The sequence below is a fragment of the Kitasatospora sp. NPDC096128 genome (genome assembly GCF_040303105.1).
Taxonomy (GTDB): Bacteria; Actinomycetota; Actinomycetes; order Streptomycetales; family Streptomycetaceae; genus Kitasatospora.
Map to the genome: position 1 here is coordinate 11,942 of NZ_JBEOSP010000013.1, position 19,791 is coordinate 31,732.

Annotated in this window: 1 protein-coding gene; it reads right to left on the reverse strand. The window is 75.0% G+C overall.

Annotated features, from left to right (window positions below; all coding sequences use genetic code 11):
* Positions 1-63: 63 nt before the first annotated feature.
* Positions 64-19,788: a type I polyketide synthase gene (locus tag ABTY61_RS16610; protein WP_350505706.1), complete on the reverse strand. Its 19,725-nt coding sequence runs from the start codon at positions 19,786-19,788 to the stop codon at positions 64-66.
* Between the last annotated feature and the right edge of the window lie 3 nt (positions 19,789-19,791).

Below are 19,791 nucleotides of genomic sequence, written 5' to 3' on the forward strand. Positions count from 1 at the left end.
CCGCGCGCACGGAACGCGCGGGACAGCCCGGTTCGAGCAGAGCCCCTCAGGGCCGGACAGGCGTCACTCGAGCTCGTCGACGAGAGCGAACAGCTCGTCGTCGGTCGCGCCCTCGAGTTCCGCTTCGCGCCGCTTCTTGCTCTTGTCGGCGGCCTGGTCGCCGATGGCGTCCAGCAGCCGACGGAGTCGGTCGGTGGCCTCCTCGCGCACCGGGTCGTCCATCGACCCGGTACGCAGGGCGGCCTCGAGCCGGTCGAGCTCGGCAAGGATCGGCACCGACACCGCTGCGTCCGAGACAATCTCGGTTCGCAGCCAGCTGGCAAGGGCGTTCGGGGTCGGGTAGTCGAACACCAGCGTGGCCGGCAGTCGAAGACCCGTCGCGCCGTTGAGCCGGTTGCGCAGTTCGACCGACGTCAGCGAGTCGAAGCCCAGGTCGTTGAACGCGCGCCGGTCCTCGACCGCGTCGGCCGAGGCGTGCCCCAGCACGACCGCGACCTCGGCCCGCACCAGGTCGGTGAGCACCCGCTCCTGCTCGGCGCGGGTCAGCCCGGTCAGCTGACGGACCAGTCCGCCCTCCTCGCGGACCGCGGCACCGCCGTCGGTGCGCGCGGCGGCCAGCCGACGGATCTCCGGCAGCTCCCGCACCAGCGGCATCTCCCGCGGATCCACCGGGCCGGGCGAGGCGACCAACTCGGCCCAGTCGACGTCCATCACCGTGACGACGGCGTCCGGCCCGTCCAGCGACTCGCCCAGGGCCCGCACCGCGAGCTGCGGGTCCATCGCCGGCATCGGGGCCCGCTTGACCCTCGCCCGGACCACCTTGCTGGACTCGGCCATGCCGCCGCCGGCCCAGGCACCCCAGGCGACGGTGAGCGCGGCCAGACCGCGGCTGCGCCGGTTCTCCGCCAGGGCGTCCAGGTAGGCGTTGGCCGCCGCGTAGTTGCCCTGACCGGCTGCGCCCAGCGTGGACGCGGCCGAGGAGAACAGCACGAAGGCGTCCAGGTCCAGGTCCGCGGTCAGCTCGTCCAGGAGCGCCGCGCTCGCCGCCTTCGCGGCCAGCACCGTCTCCAGACGGTCCACCGACAGCCGGTCCACCACCCCGTCGTCCAGGACTGCCGCCGTGTGCAGCACCGAGGACAGCGCCGGACCGGTCCCACCGATCCAGTCCACCAGCCCGGCCAGCGCCGAACGGTCCGTCACATCACAGGACACGACGTCCACCCGCGCGCCCTGCCCGGCCAGCTCCGCGACGGTCGCCGCGATGCCGGTGGCGGCGGGGCCGGACCGGCCGGTCAGCACCAGCCGCTCCGCACCGCGACCGGCCAGCCAGCGCGAGACGTGCCCGGCGATGGCACCCGTGCCACCGGTGATCAGCACACTGCCGCGCGGCGCCCAGCGGTCCTCACCCCGCGGCTGCGAGGCCCGGGTGAGCCGACGGCCCAGGATTCCGGCGGACCGGACCGCGACCTCGTTCTCGCCGCAGCCCGCGAGCACCGCGACCAACCGGGCGCCCGCCCGCTCGTCCAGCACCTCCGGCAGGTCGACCAACCCGCCCCAGCGGTCCGGCTGTTCCAGGCCGACGACCCGGCCCAGACCCCACACCTGCGCCTGCACCGGGTTGGCCAGCGCCTCACCCGCACCGGCCGCCACCGCACCACGCGTGGCCAGCCACAGCGGCGCGGAGATCCCGGCATCGCCCACTGCCTGGATCAGGCTCAGGGTGGCGGCCAGGCCACCGGTCACCGCCGGGTGCTCCGGCAGCACCGTCCCGTCCAGCGCCAGCAGCGACAGCACACCCGCCACCGAGGACGGCTCCGCGGCCTCGGCCAGCAGCGCGGCCACCTGGGACCGGTCCACCAGCCCGGCCGGCACCTCGACCAGGACGACCTCGGCACCACGGGCAGCCAGCGCGGCCACGCTCTGCCGCGTCAGGTCATCGGCCGAGCCGGTACGGGCGGCGACCAGCCAGGTGCCGGAGAGTACCCGGGAGTCGGGCTCGGCGATAGCCGACCAACCGCCCCGGTAGCGCCAGTTGGCCGTCAGCGACCGGTCCTGCTCGCGACGTCGCCAGGACGCCAGAGCGGGCAGCACCGCGCCGAGCTGCTGCTGGTCCTCGATCGCCAGCGTGTCGGCGATGCGGGCCAGGTCCCCGTCTTCGACGGCCGCCCAGAACCGGGCCTCCGCCTCGGTGCTCGCACCGTCGCCGCCCACCGGGGACACCGTCGGCAGCGTCAGGATGCCCTCCGGCCAGAACCGCTGGTGGCGGAAGGCGTAGGTCGGCAGCTCGACCGGCGAACCGGCCGGAAGCACCGGACTCCACTCCACCGAAGCGCCGTTGACGTACGCCCGGGCCAGGCCCGTCACCAGGCTCGGAACGCTCTCGTCGTTGCGCCGCTGGAGCGGGACGAACACAGCCTCCTCGTTCCCGCTGCCCGCGACGATGTCCGAGCCCAGCGAGGACAGCGAGCCGTCCGGGCCGACCTCGATGAACACCGTCACACCCTGCTCGGCGAGCACGGCAACCGCATCCGCGAAACGCACCGCCTGACGCGTCTGCGCCGGCCAGTAACCCGCCTCGCACTCCGTCACCAGCTCACCGGTCAGCGCACCCGCCCACATCACCTGCGCACGACCGAACTCCAACCCGGCCGCCACAGCAGCGAGTTCGCCCAGCACCGGGTCCATCGCCGGCGAGTGGAACGCGTGCGAGACCCGCAGCCGCCGCACCCGGCGACCCCGCTCCCGCCACAACTCCACCACCCGGTCCACAGCCTCGACCTCACCCGAGACCACCACCGACTCCGGCCCGTTGACCGCCGCGATCACAGCACCCTCGGCGAGCGTCGCAACAACCTCCGCCTCCGACGCGTTGACCGCCGCCATCGCACCACCACTCGGCAACGCCTGCATCAACCGGGCCCGCGCCGCCACCAGACGCACCGCATCCGGCAGAGACAGCACCCCGGCCACATACGCGGCCGCGACCTCACCCACCGAATGACCCACCACCGCATCCGGCACCACACCGGACGCCGCCAGCACCGCCGCGACCGCCACCTCGAAGGCGAACAACCCCGCCTGCGCATACAGCGTCCGGTCCGCCAGCGCCTCATCGACGCCCTCGGTCCCGAGCACCACATCCCGCACCGAGATCCCGAGCTCCAACTCCAGCAGCCCGCTCACCCGGTCGAAGACCTCCGCGAAGACCGGGCTGCCCTCGTACAGCCCCCGGCCCATCCCGGCCCACTGCGAACCCTGACCCGCGAACACCAGACCAACCCGGGCACCGGCCCGCGCCACACCCGACACCACCGACGCCGCCGACACACCGCCAGCCAGGCTCCGCAGACCCGACATCAGCTCGTCGCGCCCGGCACCGACCACCACAGCCCGGTGCTCGAACACCGAACGCGTCGTCGCCAACGACCACGCCACATCCACCGGCTCCAACTCCGGCCGCGCGGCGACCCACTCCCGCAGCCGACCCGCCTGAGCCGTCAGACCCTCCGCCGTCTTGCCCGACACCACCCACGCACCGGCACCGGACACCACCGGCGCCGTCTCCGGCGCCTGGTCGGCCTCGGCGGCGGCCTCGGCGGCGGCCTCGGCGGTCGGGGCCTCCTCCAGGATGACGTGGGCGTTGGTGCCGCTCATGCCGAACGCCGACACACCCGCACGCCGCACCCGGCCGTCGGCCGGCCAGGCCACCTGCTCGGTCAGCAGCCGCACCTCGCCCGCCGACCAGTCCACGTGCGAGGACGGCACCTCGGCGTGCAGCGTCTGCGGCAGCCGCTCGTGCTGCAGGGCGAGGATCATCTTGATGACACCCGCCACACCGGCCGCGGCCTGGGTGTGGCCGATGTTGGACTTCACCGAGCCGAGGAGCAGCGGCCGGTCCTCCGGCCGCTCCTGGCCGTAGGTGGCCAGCAGCGCCTGGGCCTCGATCGGGTCGCCCAGGGTGGTGCCCGTTCCGTGCGCCTCGACCACGTCCACGTCGGCGGCGGTCAGTCGGCCGCTGGCCAGCGCGGCCCGGATCACCCGCTGCTGCGAGGGACCGTTCGGCGCGGTCAGACCGTTGGACGCACCGTCCTGGTTGACCGCCGAACCACGCAGCACCGCGAGGACCTTGTGCCCGTTGCGCCGCGCGTCCGACAGCCGCTCCACCACGACCACGCCCGCGCCCTCGGCCCAGCCCGTGCCGTCGGCGTCCTCGGAGAACGCCCGGCACCGGCCGTCGGCCGCCAGGCCCTGCTGGCGCGAGAAGTCGATGAACGTGCCCGGCGTCGCCATCACGGTGACACCGCCGGCCAGGGCCAGCGAGCACTCGCCCGAGCGCACCGCCTGGGCGGCCAGGTGCAGGGCGACCAGCGAGGACGAGCACGCCGTGTCGACCGTCACCGCCGGGCCCTCCAGGCCCAGCACGTACGAGACCCGGCCGGAGAGCACGCTCGTCGCGTTCCCGGTCATCACGTGGCCCTCGGCGCCGGAGTCACCCTGGCTCGCCAGCGTCACACCGAAGCCGTAGCCCGAGGCGAAACCGCCCGCGAACACGCCGGTCGAGGATCCGCGCAGCGAGGCCGGGTCGATACCCGCCCGCTCCAGCGCCTCCCACGAGGTCTCCAGCAGCTGACGCTGCTGCGGGTCCATCGCCAGCGCCTCACGCGGGCTGATCCCGAAGAACCCCGCGTCGAACTCCGCCGCGTTCCGCAGGAACGCGCCCGACTGGGTGTACGAGGTCCCGGCGTTGCCGCGCTCCGGGTCGTAGAAGCCCTCCAGGTCCCAGCCGCGGTCGGTCGGGAACCCGCCCACCGCGTCACCGCCCGAGGACAGCAGCTCCCAGAACTCCTCGGGAGTGCCGGCCCCGCCCGGGAAGCGGCAGGCCATGCCGACGATCGCCAGCGGCTCGTCCACGACCGGGCCCGTGACCGCGGCCACCGGGGCGGCGGCAGCCGCCACCTTGCCGGTCAGTTCGCCGCACAGGAACTCGGCGAGGACCGTCGGGGTCGGGTAGTCGAACACCAGCGTGGCGGGCAGTCGGATGCCGGTCGCGGCGTTGAGCCGGTTGCGCAGTTCGACGGCGGTCAGCGAGTCGAAGCCCAGGTCCTTGAACGCGCGCCGGTCCTCGACCGCGTCGGCCGAGGCGTGCCCCAGCACGACCGCGACCTCGGCCCGCACCAGGTCGGTGAGCACCCGCTCCTGCTCGGCGCGGGCCAGCCCGGCCAGCCGGTGCGCCAGCTCGCTCTCACTGCGGACCACGGCGGCCGTGGCCCCGCCGGCCGCGGCCAGCTGACGGATCTCGGGCAGGTCCCGCACCAGCGGCCGCTCGGGCAGGTCCGCGGCGCCGGGCCCGGAGGCCAGCTGCGCCCAGTCCACGTCCATCACGGTCACCAGCACGTCCGGCCCCTCCAGCGCCTCGCCCAGGGCCCGGGCGGCGAGCTGCGGGTCCATGGCGGGCATCGGGCCGCGCTTGACCCGGGCCTGCACCACACTGTTGGACTCGGCCATGCCGCCGCCGGCCCAGGCTCCCCAGGCGACGGTGAGCGCGGCCAGGCCTCGGCTGCGCCGGTTCTCCGCCAGGGCGTCCAGGTAGGCGTTGGCCGCCGCGTAGTTGCCCTGCCCTGCGGCCCCCAGTGTGGAGGAGATCGAGGAGAACAGCACGAAGGCGTCCAGGTCCAGGTCCGCGGTCAGCTCGTCCAGGAGCGCCGCGCTCGCCGCCTTCGCGGCCAGCACCGTCTCCAGACGGTCCACCGACAGCCGGTCCACCACCCCGTCGTCCAGGACGGCGGCGGTGTGCAGCACCGAGGACAGCGCCGGACCGGTCCCACCGATCCAGTCCACCAGCCCGGCCAGCGCCGAACGGTCCGTCACATCACAGGCGACGATCTCGACCGTGGAGCCGGCCGTCGCGAACTCGGCGGCGAGCGCTGCCGCGCCCTGAGCGGCGGGGCCGGAGCGGCTGGTCAGCACCAGCCGCTCGGTGCCGCGTTCGGCCAGCCAGCGCGAGACGTGCCCGGCGATGGCACCCGTGCCACCGGTGATCAGCACGCTGCCGCGCGGCGCCCAGCGGTCCTTGCCGCGCGGCTGCGAGGCGTGGGTGAGCCGACGGCCCAGGATTCCGGCGGACCGGACCGCGACCTCGTTCTCACCGCAGCCCGCGAGCACCGCGACCAGCCGGGCACCGGCCCGCTCGTCCAGCACCTCGGGCAGGTCGACCAACCCGCCCCAGCGCTCCGGGTGCTCCAGGCCGACGACCCGGCCCAGACCCCACGCCAGTGCCTGCACCGGGTTGGGCAGCGCCTCACCCGCACCGGCCGCCACCGCACCGCTCGTGGCCAGCCACAGCGGCGCGGAGATCGCCGCGTCACCCAGCCCCTGTACGAGGGCGAGCGTCGCCGCCAGGCCACCGGTCACCGCCGGGTGCTCCGGCAGCGCCGTCCCGTCCAGCGCCAGCAGCGACAGCACACCCGCCACACCGGCCGGCTCGACGGCCTCGGCCAGCAGCCCGGCCACCTGGGACCGGCTCACCAGCCCGGCCGGCACCTCGACCACCGCGACCTCGGCACCGCGGGCAGCCAGCGCGGAACCGTGAGCCCGCCCGTCGAACCCGGCCGGAACCACCAGCAGCCAGGCCCCCGACAGCACCCGGGCGTCGGGCTCGGCGACCGTCGCCCAGTTCACCCGGTAACGCCAGTTCGCGGTCAGCGAGCGGTCCAGCTCGCGGCGCCGCCAGGACGCCAGCGACGGCAGCACCTCGTTGAACGGACGGTCACCGTCCACCGCCAGCGTGTCGGCCAGCTGGGTCAGGTCCCCGCCCTCGACGGCCGCCCAGAACCGGGCCTCCGCCTCGCTGCTCGCACCGTCCCCACCGGCCACCGGCATCGCCAGGATGCCCTCCGGCCAGAACCGCTGGTGGCGGAAGGCGTAGGTCGGCAGCTCGACCGGCGAACCGGCCGGCAGCACCGAACTCCACTCCACCGAAGCACCGTTGACGTACGCCCGGGCCAGGCCGGTCACCAGGCTCGGAACGCTCTCGTCGTTGCGCCGCTGGAGCGGGACGAACACAGCGTCCTCGTTCCCGGTGCCCGCGACGATGTCCGAGCCCAGCGAGGACAGCGAGCCGTCCGGGCCGACCTCGATGAACACCGTCACACCCTGCTCGGCGAGCACGGCGACCGCATCCGCGAACCGCACCGCCTGACGCGTCTGCGCCGGCCAGTAACCCGCCTCGCACTCCGTCACCAGCTCACCGGTCAGCGCACCCGCCCACATCACCTGCGGACGACCGAACTCCAACCCGGCCGCCACAGCAGCGAGTTCGCCCAGCACCGGGTCCATCGCCGGCGAGTGGAACGCGTGCGAGACCCGCAGCCGCCGCACCCGGCGACCCCGCTCCCGCCACACCTCCACCACCCGGTCCACAGCCTCGACCTCACCCGAGACCACCACCGACTCCGGCCCGTTGACCGCAGCGATCACAGCACCCTCGGCGAGCGTCGCAACGACCTCCGCCTCCGACGCGTTGACCGCCGCCATCGCACCACCACTCGGCAACGCCTGCATCAACCGGGCCCGCGCCGCCACCAGACGCACCGCATCCGGCAACGACAGCACCCCGGCCACATACGCGGCCGCCACCTCACCCACCGAATGACCCACCACCGCATCCGGCACCACACCGGACGCCGCCAGCACCGCCGCGACCGCCACCTCGAAGGCGAACAACCCCGCCTGCGCATACAGCGTCCGGTCCGCGAGGTCGGCGTCCACACCCTCGACGCCCAGCACCACGTCCCGCACCGAGATCCCGAGCTCCAACTCCAGCAGCCCGCTCACCCGGTCGAAGACCTCCGCGAACACCGGACTGCCCTCGTACAGCCCCCGGCCCATCCCGGCCCACTGCGAACCCTGACCCGCGAACACCAGACCAACCCGGGCATCCGCCCGGGCCACACCCGACACCACCGCACCGGAGGAAACCCCGGCGGCGAGGCCCTGCAGACCCGACATCAGCTCGTCGCGCCCGGCACCGAGCACGACCGCCCGGTGCTCGAAGGACGTACGCGTCGCGGCCAGCGACCACGCCACATCCGCCGGCTCCAGCTCCGGCCGCTGCGAGACCCACTCCCGCAGCCGACCCGCCTGGGCCGTCAGACCGTCCGCCGAGCGACCCGAGACCACCCACGCACCGGCACCGGACACCACCGGCGCCGTCTCCGGCGCCTCGGTGACCTCGGCCGCCGGCGCCTCCTCAACGATCACGTGCGCGTTGGTCCCGCTGATCCCGAACGCCGACACACCCGCACGCCGCGGACGTCCGCCCGCCGGCCACGGCACCGACTCCGTCAGCAGTTCGACCTCGCCCGCCGACCAGTCGATGTGCGAGGACGGCACCTCGGCGTGCAGCGTCTGCGGCATCCGCTCGTGCTGGAGCGCCAGCACCATCTTGATGACGCCCGCCACACCGGCGGCCGCCTGGGTGTGCCCGATGTTGGACTTCACCGACCCCAGCCGCAGCGGGCCGTGCCCGCCCCGCTCCCGGCCGTAGGTGGCCAGCAGCGCCTGGGCCTCGATCGGGTCGCCCAGCGTGGTGCCCGTTCCGTGCGCCTCGACCACGTCCACGTCGGCGGCGGTCAGCCGGCCGCTGGCCAGCGCGGCCCGGATCACCCGCTGCTGCGAGGGACCGTTCGGCGCCGACAGGCCGTTGGACGCACCGTCCTGGTTGACCGCCGAGCCCCGGATCACCGCGAGCACCTTGTGCCCGTTGCGCCGGGCGTCCGACAGCCGCTCCACCACGAGCACGCCCGCGCCCTCGGCCCAGCCCGTGCCGTTCGCGTCCTCGGAGAACGCCCGGCACCGGCCGTCCGTCGCCAGACCCTGCTGCCGCGAGAACTCCACGAAGGAGAACGGCGTCGCCATGACCGTCACACCACCGGCCAGCGCGAGCGAGCACTCGCCCGAGCGCACCGCCTGGGCGGCCAGGTGCAGGGCGACCAGCGAGGAGGAGCACGCCGTGTCGACCGTCACCGCCGGGCCCTCCAGGCCCAGCACGTACGAGACCCGGCCGGACAGCACACTGGTCGAGTTGCCGGTCATCAGGTGGCCCTCGACGCCCGAGCCGTCCTGGCCCGTGAGCGCCATGCCGATGGCGTAGCCCGAGCCGAAGCCGCCGGCGAACACACCGGTCGAGGATCCGCGCAGCGAGGCCGGGTCGATGCCCGCCCGCTCCAGGGCCTCCCAGGAGGTCTCCAGCATGAGCCGCTGCTGCGGGTCCATCGCCAGCGCCTCGCGCGGGCTGATCCCGAAGAACCCGGCGTCGAAGCCGGCCGCGTCCCGCAGGAACGCGCCCGACTCGGTGGAGGAGGTGCCGGAGCTCCCTCCGTCCAGGTCGAAGAACCCGTCCAGGTCCCAGCCGCGGTCGGTCGGGAACCCGCCCACCGCGTCACCGCCCGCGTTGAGCAGCTCCCAGAACTCCTCGGGAGTGCCCGCGCCGCCCGGGAAGCGGCAGGCCATGCCGACGATCGCCAGCGGCTCGTCCACGACCGGGCCCGTGACCACGGCCACCGGGGCGGCGGCCTCGGCCGTCTGCTCCCCGACCAGCTCGCCGCGCAGGAACTCGGCGAGGGCGACCGGGGTGGGGTAGTCGAACACCAGCGTGGCCGGAAGCCGCAGCCTGGTGGCCGCGTTGAGCTGGTTGCGCAGTTCGACGGCGGTCAGCGAGTCGAAGCCCAGGTCCTTGAAGGCCTGCCGGGCCTGCACCATGTCCGCCGAGGAGTGGCCCAGGACGGCCGCCGCCTCGGCCCGCACCACGTCGGTCAGCACCCGGTCCTGCTCGGCGCGGCCCAACCCGCCCAGGCGGCGCGCGAGTTCGCCGTCGCTGCGGGTGGCGTCGCCGGCCCCCGCCCGGTCGGCGGCCAGGCGCCGGATCTCGGGCATGTCGCGAACCAGCGGCATGTCCAGCACGTCCGCCGTGCCCGGCGCCGAGCCCAGCTGCCGCCAGTCGACGTCCATCACGGTGACGACGGGCTCCGGGCCCGCCATCGACTCGGCCAGGGCGCGCACGGCCAGCTGCGGGTCCATCGGCGGCATGGGGATCCGGCGCATGCGCGAGCGGATCGCCTCGTTGGACTCCGCCAGGCCGCCACCGCCCCACAGGCCCCAGGCCACCGCGAGACCGGCCAGGCCCCGGCTGCGCCGGTTCTCGGCCAGGGCGTCCAGGAAGGCGTTGGCCGCCGCGTAGTTGCCCTGGCCCGGGCCGCCCAGCGTGGACGCGGCCGAGGAGAACAGCACGAAGGCGTCCAGCTCCAGGCCCGCGGTCAGCTCGTCCAGGTACACCGCGCTCGCCGCCTTCGCGGCCAGCACCGTCTCCAGACGGTCCACCGACAGCCGGTCCACCACCCCGTCGTCCAGGACGGCGGCGGTGTGCAGCACCGAGGACAGCGCCGGACCGGTCCCACCGATCCAGTCCACCAGCCCGGCCAGCGCCGAACGGTCCGTCACATCACAGGACACGACGTCCACCCGCGCGCCCTGCCCGGCCAGCTCCGCGACGGTCGCCGCGATGCCGGTGGCGGCGGGGCCGGACCGGCCGGTCAGCACCAGCCGCTCCGCACCGCGACCGGCCAGCCAGCGCGAGACGTGCCCGGCGATGGCACCCGTGCCACCGGTGATCAGCACGCTGCCACGCGGCGCCCAACCGTCCTCGCCGCCTCGCTGCGGCACCCGCGAGAGCCGGCGGCCGAGGATCCCGGCCGTCCGGATCGCGACCTGCTCCTCGCCGCAGCCCGCGAGCACCGCGACCAGTCGGGCACCGGCCCGCTCGTCCAGCACCTCGGGCAGGTCGACCAACCCGCCCCAGCGCTCCGGGTGCTCCAGGCCGACGACCCGACCCAGACCCCACACCTGCGCCTGCACCGGGTTGGCCAGCGCCTCACCCGGGCCCGCCGCCACCGCACCACGCGTGGCCAGCCACAGCGGCGCGGAGATCCCGGCGTCACCCAGCCCCTGCACGAGGGCGAGCGTCGCCGCCAGGCCACCGGTCACCACCGGGTGCTCGGGCAGCGCCGTCCCGTCCAGCGCCAGCAGCGACAGCACACCCGCCACACCGGCCGGCTCGACGGCCTCGGCCAGCAGCGCGGCCACCGCGGCCCGGTCCACCAGCCCGGCCGGCACCTCGACCACCACGACCTCGGCACCGCGGGCAGCCAGCGCCGAACCGTACGCCTGCCCGTCGAACCCGGCCGGAACCACCAGCACCCAGGCCCCCGACAGCACCCGGGCGTCGGACTCGGTGATCGCCGCCCAGTTCACCCGGTAACGCCAGTTCGCGGTCACCGACCGGTCCAGCTCCCGGCGCCGCCAGGACGCCAGCGACGGCAGCACCTCGTTGAACGGACGGTCACCGTCCACCAGCAGCGTGTCGGCCAGCTGGGTCAGGTCCCCGCCCTCGACGGCCGCCCAGAACCGGGCCTCCGCCTCGCTGCTCGCACCGTCGCCGCCGAGGACCGAGCCCGCCGAGGTCGGCAGGGCCAGCACGCCCTGCGGCCAGAACCGCTGGTGCTGGAAGGCGTACGTCGGCAGCTCGACCCGCTCGGCGGCGGGCAGCACCACGCGCCAGTCGACGGTGGCGCCGTTGACGAAGGCCTCGGCCAGCGAGGTGATCAGACGGGCCGTCCCGCCCTCGTCGCGGCGCAGCGTGCCGCAGACGGCCGCCGGCACCGCGCCGGGGCCGGCCTCCTGGGCGGCCTCTTCGAGGGTGTCGTTCATCGCGCCCATCAGCACCGGGTGCGGGGTGACCTCGACGAACACCTGGTAGTACTGGCTCGCGAGGGTGCGCACCGCGCGGTCGAAGTGCACCGTCGCGCGCAGGCTCTGGTACCAGTAGGCGGCGTCCAGCTCCTCGCCCGTCAGCGTCTCGCCGGTCATCGCGGAGACCATCGGGACGCGTCCGCGACGCGGCGTCACTCCGGCCAGGACGGAGCGGATCTCCTCCTCCAGGCGCTCGACCTGGGCGGAGTGCGAGGCGTAGTCCACCGCGACCAACCGGGCACGCACACCCTCGGCCTCGAACTCCGCCTTCAGCTCCTCCAGACCCTCCGGATCACCCGAAACCACCACCGCCGACGGCCCGTTCACCGCCGCCAGCGACAGACGGTCACCGAAGCGCGCGATCCGCTCCTCCACCACAACGGCCGGGCTGCTCACCGACAGCATCCCGCCCAGACCCGCCAGCACCTTCAACGACCGCGAGCGCAGCGCCACCACCCGGGCACCGTCCTCGATGCTGAGCATCCCGGCCACGGTCGCCGCAGCGATCTCACCCTGCGAGTGACCGACGACCGCATCCGGCGTCACCCCGGCGGCCTCCCACACCGCCGCCAGCGACACCATCACCGCCCACAGCGCCGGCTGCACCACATCGGCGGCCTCCAGCGCGGGAGCGCCCTCGGCACCGGCCAGCACCTCGTCCAGCGACCAGTCCACATACGGCGCCAGCGCCTGCGCACACTCCGCCAGCCGAGCCGCGAACACCGCACTCACCTCGGCGAGTTCACGACCCATACCGACCCACTGCGAACCCTGACCCGCGAACGCGAACACCGTCCGCGCACCCGGCCGCGCCACACCCGACACCACCGAACCCGACGGCACACCAGCCGCCAGACTCTGCAGCCCCGACACCAGCCCGGCCCGCTCGCCGCCGACCACCACGGCCCGGTGCTCGAACACCGAACGCGTCGTCGCCAACGACCACGCCGCCTGCGCCGGCTCCAGCTCCGGCCGGGCCACCGCCCAGGCGCGCAGTCGGCCCGCCTGGGCCGCCAGCCCCTCCGCCGAGCGGGCCGACACCAGCCAGGCACCGGCACCCGCCACCACCGGCACCGTCTCCGGCGCCTCGACGGCCTCGGCGGCGCCGTCCGCCGCGTCGTCCACGCCCGCGGCGTCCTCGGGCTCGACCTCCTCTGCCGGGGCCTCCTCGACGATGACGTGCACATTGGTGCCGCTGATGCCGAAGGCCGACACGCCGGCCCGGCGCACCCGCTCCCCGGCCGGCCACGGCACCGGCTCGTTCACCAGTCGGACGTCACCGGCCTCCCAGTCGACGTGCGAGGACGGGACGTCCGCGTAGAGCGTCCGCGGGAGCTGCTCGTGCTGCAGCGCCAGCACCATCTTCATCACACCGGCCACACCGGCGGCCGCCTGGGTGTGCCCCAGGTTGGACTTCACCGAGCCCAGCCACAGCGAGCCGCGCTCGCCGCGGTCCTGGCCGTAGGTGGCCAGCAGGGCCTGGGCCTCGATCGGGTCGCCCAGGGTGGTGCCCGTACCGTGCGCCTCCACCACGTCGACGTCGGCCGTCGAGAGTCGGGCGCTGGCCAGCGCGGCGCGGATGACGCGCTGCTGCGAGGGGCCGTTGGGCGCGGTCAGACCGTTGGAGGCGCCGTCCTGGTTGATCGCCGAGCCGCGGATCACCGCGAGCACCGGGTGCCCGTTGCGCCGGGCGTCCGACAGCCGCTCGACCACGAGCATGCCCGCGCCCTCGGCCATGCCCATGCCGTCGGCGTCGTCGGAGAAGGCCTTGGACCGTCCGTCCTCGGCCAGACCGCGGGCGTGCGAGAAGGCCAGGAACCCGTCCGGGCTCGCCATGATCGTGACACCGCCGGCCAGCGCGAGCGTGCACTCGCCGTTGCGCAGGGCCTGGGCGGCCAGGTGCAGGGCGACCAGCGAGGAGGAGCACGCGGTGTCGATCGTCACCGCCGGGCCCTCCAGCCCGAGCGTGTAGGACACCCGGCCGGACAGCACGCTGGCCGCGTTGCCGGTCATCAGGTGCGCCCCGAGGCTCTCCACCTCCTCCTCGTCCGCCATGGTGACGGCGAGGTACGAGGAGCCGTAGCCGCCGACGAAGGCGCCGGTCTGCGAGCCCCGGAGCGAGGCCGGGGCGATCCCGGCGCGCTCCAGCGCCTCCCAGGAGGTCTCCAGCAGCAGCCGCTGCTGCGGGTCCATCGCCAGCGCCTCGCGCGGGCTGATCCCGAAGAACCCGGCGTCGAAGGCGCTGGCGTCCTGCACGAAGCCGCCCACCTGGGTGTACGAGGTGCCGACGTTGTCCACGTCCGGGTTGTAGAGGGCGTCGAGGTCCCAACCGCGGTCGGTCGGGAAGGTGGACAGCCCGTCCGTGCCGGCGGCCAGCATCTGCCACAGCTCCTCCGGGCCGACCGCGCCGCCCGGGAAGCGGCAGGCCATGCCGACGATCGCGATCGGCTCGTCCATGGCCAGCGCGACGGTCGTCGCCGGGCCGACCGCGTCCGCGATGTCGGCGAGGTCTCCGGCGAGCTGTTCGCGCAGCATGGCGGCGAGGGAGACCGGGCTGGGGTAGTCGAACACCAGGGTGGCCGGCAGGCGCAGTCCGGTCGCCGGGTTCATCCGGTTGCGGAACTCGACCGCGATCAGCGAGTCGAAGCCCAGGTCCGTGAACGGGCGGTTCGCCTCGATCGCGTCGCCCGAGGCGTGTCCGAGCACCGCGGCCGCGTGGGTGCGGACCAGGTCCAGCAGCACCCGGTCGCGCTCCGCGGCCGGCAGCCCGGCCAGCTGCTGGCGCAGCACGTCCGCGGCGCCGGTGCCGGTGGCGCCGGCGGCGGAGGTGACGGCGGCCCGGCGGGGCATGATCTCGTCGGCCAGCACCTGCCACAGCGCGGGGACGCCGGTGGCGGCCGCCTGCGCGCGCAGGGCGGCCTTGTCCAGCCGGGCCGGGACCAGGATGGCCTCGGTCCGCTCCAGGGCCAGGTCCAGCAGGGCCAGGCCCTCGTGCTCGCTCAGGGCGGCGAGGCCCGAGCCGGTCATCCGTCGGAGCATCACCTCGTCGAGGTCGCGGCCGATGCCGGCCTCGGGCATCCAGGGGCCCCAGGCCAGTGCGGTGCCCGCCAGTCCGGCGGCCCGCCGGTGGCCGGCCAGCGCGTCCAGGAAGGCGTTCGCGGCCGCGTAGTTGGCCTGGCCCGCGCCACCGAAGGCCGCCGCCACCGAGGAGAACAGCACGAAGTGGTCGAGGTCGAGTCCCCGGGTGAGCTCGTGCAGGTGCCAGGCGGCGTCGACCTTGGGACGCATGACCGCCGCCACGCGCTCCGCGCTCAGCGAGTCGACCATGCCGTCGTCGATGATGCCCGCCGCGTGGAAGACCGAGCCCAGCGGGCCGTCGGCCGGGAGGCCGGCCAGCACACCGGCCAGCGCGTCCCGGTCGGCCACGTCGCAGGCCAGCACCCGGACCCAGCCGCCCAGCCCGGCCACCTCGGCGGCCAGCGCGGCGACGCCCGCGGCGCCCGGGCCCGAGCGGCTGAGCAGCACGGCGCCGCCCGCCCGCCCGGTGGCCACCATGTGCTTGGCGACCACGCCACCGAGCGTTCCGGTGCCGCCGGTCACGAGCACCGTGCGCCGGTCCTCGCCCTCGGGGCGCTGCGCGGCGGCCGCGGTCCAGTCGGGGACGACCAGCTCGCCCGAGGGGCGGGTCAGGCGCCGGCCGTAGCCCTTCCGGTCCCGGACGGCCACCTCCGGCTCGCCGCTGCCCAGCACGGTCGGCAGCGCCGCGACCTCGCCCTCGCCGCCGTCGGCGGGGAGGTCGGCCAGCACGATCCGGCCGGGGTTCTCCAGCTGCGCCGAGCGCAGCAGGCCCCAGACCGCACCGGCCGCCGGGTCCGCCACCCGGTCGCCGGCCTGCACGGCCATCCCGCCGCGGGTCAGGACCACCAGCTGCGCGGCTTCCAACTCGGCTGCGCCCAGCCACTCCTGGGCGAGGTGCAGGGCCTCGCCGGCGGCCTGCCGGGCGGCCACGGTCACGCCGTGGGCGTCCTCGCCGCCGACGCAGGCGAGCACCGCGCGGGGGGCGGTCCCGCCCGCGCCGGTGGCCGCGGCCAGTTCGGCGATGTCGGCGTAGCGGTGCACCTGGACGCCCGCGGCGGCCAGCTGCTCGGCCACGGCGAAGCGGTCGGCGCCGACCAGCGCCCACGGCCCGTCGAGGACCGCGCCCTGGGCCAGCGGGGCCCACTCCACGGTGAAGAACGCGTCCCGGATCCACTCGTCGCCGGCCGCCCGCAGCTGGTCCGGCGAGACCGGCCGGGTGATCAGCGAGGCGACCGAGACCACGGGCGCGCCGGTGGCGTCCGCGGCGGTGAGGGTCAGGCCGCCCTGGGCGTCCCGGCGCAGCCGGGCCCGCAGGACCGGTGCCCCGGCGGCGTGCAGTTCCACGCCCGTCCAGGCGAACGGCATCCGGATCTGGCCCTGCTCGGCGTCGCCGCCGGACTCCTGGGCCTCGGCGGCCTCGGCGACGACACCGGCCAGCAGCGCCGCGTCCAGCAGCACCGGGTGCAGCCCGTACGAGCCGGCGTCGCCGGCCTCCTCGGGCAGCGCGACCTCGGCGAAGATGTCCTCGCCGCGGCGCCAGACGGCCTGGAGGCCCTGGAACGCCGGGCCGTAGATGTCGGCCAGGTGGACGGTGTAGAGGTCGGTGATGTCGAGCTTCTGGGCGCCGCGCGGCGGCCAGACGGTGAGGTCCTCCTCCGCCCGGGGGGACGTCTGCGCCGGGGCGACCACCGCGGCGGCGTGCTTGACCCAGACCTGCTCCTCCTCCTCGGGGCGGTCGGGGCGGGAGAACACGTCGACCTGGCGCCGGCCCTCCTCGTCGGCGGGGGCCACCACGACCTGGACCTGGACGCCGGCGCCGTCAGCGGGCAGGACGAGCGGCGCCTGCAGCGTCAGCTCCTCCATCAGCGAGCAGCCCACCTGGTGGCCGGCGCTCACCACCATCTCGACGAAGCCGGTGCCCGGCAGCAGGACCACGCCGCCGACGGCGTGGTCGGCCAGCCAGGCGTGGGTGCGCAGCGACAGCCGGCCGGTGCACACCAGCTCGGCCTCGCCGGCCAGTTCGACCACGGCGCGCAGCAGCGGGTGGCTCACGGAGCCCAGGCCCAGCGAGGCCGGGTCGCCGTCGCCGGCCTTGGCGGCGCCGGGCAGCGCCAGCATGCCCTTGGGCCAGTACCGCTGGTGGCGGAAGGCGTAGGTGGGCAGTTCGACGGGCTCGGCGGCGGGCAGCACCTTGGCCCAGTCGACGGCCACACCGGCGACGAAGGCCTCGGCGAGCGAGGTGAGCAGGCGCATCGCGCCGCCGTCGTCGCGGCGCAGCGTGCCGAGGACGGCCCCGGGCCGGACGGCCGGGCCGGCCTCGACGGCGGCCTCCTCCAGGGTGTCGGTCATCGGCGCGAGCAGCACCGGGTGCGGGGAGACCTCGATGAACACCTGGTGGTCGAGGCCGGCCAGGGTGCGCACCGCCTTCTCGAAGCGGACGGTGGCCCGCAGGCTCCGGTACCAGTACCCGGCGTCCAGGTCCTCGCCGTCCAGCGGCTCGCCGGTGACGGCGGAGACCATCGGTATCCGTCCGGCCCGCGGCGTCACGTCGGCGAGCAGGGCGGCGATCTCCTCCTCCAGCCGCTCGACCTGGGCGCAGTGCGAGGCGTAGTCGACGGCGACCATGCGCTCGCGCACGCCGTCGGCCTGCAGTTCCTCCTGGAGTTCGCGCAGGGCGGCCGCCTCGCCGGAGACCACGACCGCGGAGGGCCCGTTGACGCAGGCCAGGGAGAGCCGGCCGTCCCAGCGTCCCAGCCGCTCCTCGACCCGGGCGGCCGGCTCGGTCACCGACAGCATCCCGCCGATGCCGGTGATCGCCCGCAGTGCCCGGGAGCGCAGCGCGACGATCCTGGCGCCGTCCTCCAGGCTCAGCATGCCCGCGACGGTGGCCGCGGCGATCTCGCCCTGCGAGTGGCCGACGACCGCGTCGGGGGTCACCCCGGCGGCCTCCCACACGGCCGCGAGCGAGACCATGACCGCCCACAGCGCCGGCTGGACGACATCGGCGGCCTTGAGCTCCGGAGCGCCGTCGGCGCCGGTCAGCACGTCGTCGAGCTTCCAGTCCACGTACGGCGCCAGCGCGGCCTCGCACTCGGCCAGGCGGGCGGCGAAGACGTCGCTGCAGGCGGCGAGGTCCCGGGCCATGCCGAGCCACTGCGAGCCCTGGCCGGGGAAGACGAAGACGGACCGCGCACTGGTGTGCGCCACCCCGGTGACGACCGAGGCGTTCTGCAGGCCTCCGGCCAACTGGCCGAGACCGCCCATGAGTTCGGAGCGCTCGGCGCCCAGGACGACGGACCGGTGCTCGAAGGCGGCGCGGGTGGTCGCCAGCGACCAGGCCACCTCGGCGGGCTCCAGCGCGGGCCGGGCGGAGAGCCAGTCGCGCAGGCGGTCCGCCTGGGCGGCCAGCCCGTCCGCCGAGCGTCCGGAGACCAGCCAGGCCGCGGCGCCCGAGACCACCGGCGGGGCGGCCTCGGGGGCGCTCTGCTCGGCCGGGGCGTCGGCCTCGACGGCCTCCGCGGGCTCGGCGTCCTCGGCCGGGGCCTCCTCGATGATGACGTGGGCGTTGGTGCCGCTGACGCCGAACGAGGAGACGCCGCCGCGGCGCACCCGCTCGCCGGCGGGCCAGGCCTGCGGCTCGTTGAGCAGCCGGACGTCACCGGCCGACCAGTCGATGTGCGGCGAGGGCTCCTGGGCGTGCAGGGTCTGCGGCATCCGCTGGTTGCGCAGCGCCAGCACCATCTTGATGACACCGGCGACACCGGCGGCGGCCTGGGTGTGGCCGATGTTGGACTTCACCGAGCCGAGGAAGACCGGGGCCTCCTCCGGCCGGCCCTGGCCGTAGGTGGCGATCACGGCCTGGGCCTCGATCGGGTCGCCGAGGGTGGTGCCGGTGCCGTGCGCCTCGACGACGTCCACGTCGGTGGTCGACAGTCGCGCGTTGGCCAGCGCGGCGCGGATGACGCGCTGCTGGGACGGGCCGTTCGGCGCGGCCAGGCCGTTGGAGGCGCCGTCCTGGTTGATCGCGGAGCCGCGGATCACCGCGAGCACCGGGTGCCCGTTGCGCCGGGCGTCGGACAGCCGCTCCAGGACGACCATGCCGGCGCCCTCGGCGATGCCCATGCCGTCGGCCTCGGCCGAGAAGGCCTTGCAGCGTCCGTCGTGGGCCAGCCCGAGCTGCTTGGAGAACTGGGTGAACATGATGGGGATGGCGGTCACCGTGACACCGCCGGCCAGGGCCAGCGAGCACTCGCCCGAGCGCACCGCCTGGGCCGCCAGGTGCAGCGCCACCAGGGACGAGGAGCACGCGGTGTCCACGGTCACCGCGGGGCCCTCGAGGCCCAGCGAGTACGAGACCCGGCCGGAGATGACGCTGGTGGAGGTCCCGGTCATCAGGTGGACGTCGAGGTCCTCGTCCGTGCCGAAGCCGTAACCGGACAGCGCGGCACCGGCGAACACGCCGGTGAGCGAGCCGCGCAGGGAGGTCGGGTCGATGCCCGCGCGCTCCAGCGCCTCCCAGCAGACCTCCAGCAGCACGCGCTGCTGCGGGTCCATCGCCACCGCTTCGCGCGGACTGACGCCGAAGAATCCGGCGTCGAATCCGCTGGCGTCCGCGATGAATCCGGCCTCGCGCACCTGCGAAATTCCGTCCGGGTCCTCCGCGTAGAGGTCATCGAGGTTCCAGCCGCGGTCGGTCGGAATTCCGGCGACGCCGTCACGGCCTTCGGCCAGCAGATTCCAGAAGTCCTCGGGGGCCTGGATCCCGCCGGGGTAACGGCAGCCGATGCCGACGATCGCGATCGGCTCGTGGCCCCGTTCCTCCACCTCACGCAGGCGTTGCCGCGTGTTGTAGAGGTCGGTCGTCACCCATTTGAGGTAGTCGCGGAGAGTCTCTTCGTTCGCCATCGG

Coding starts and splice junctions, on each gene's coding strand:
- ABTY61_RS16610 (WP_350505706.1), bottom strand. CDS start 19,788: ATGGCGAACGAAGAGACTCTCCGCGACTACCTCAAATGGGTGACGACC.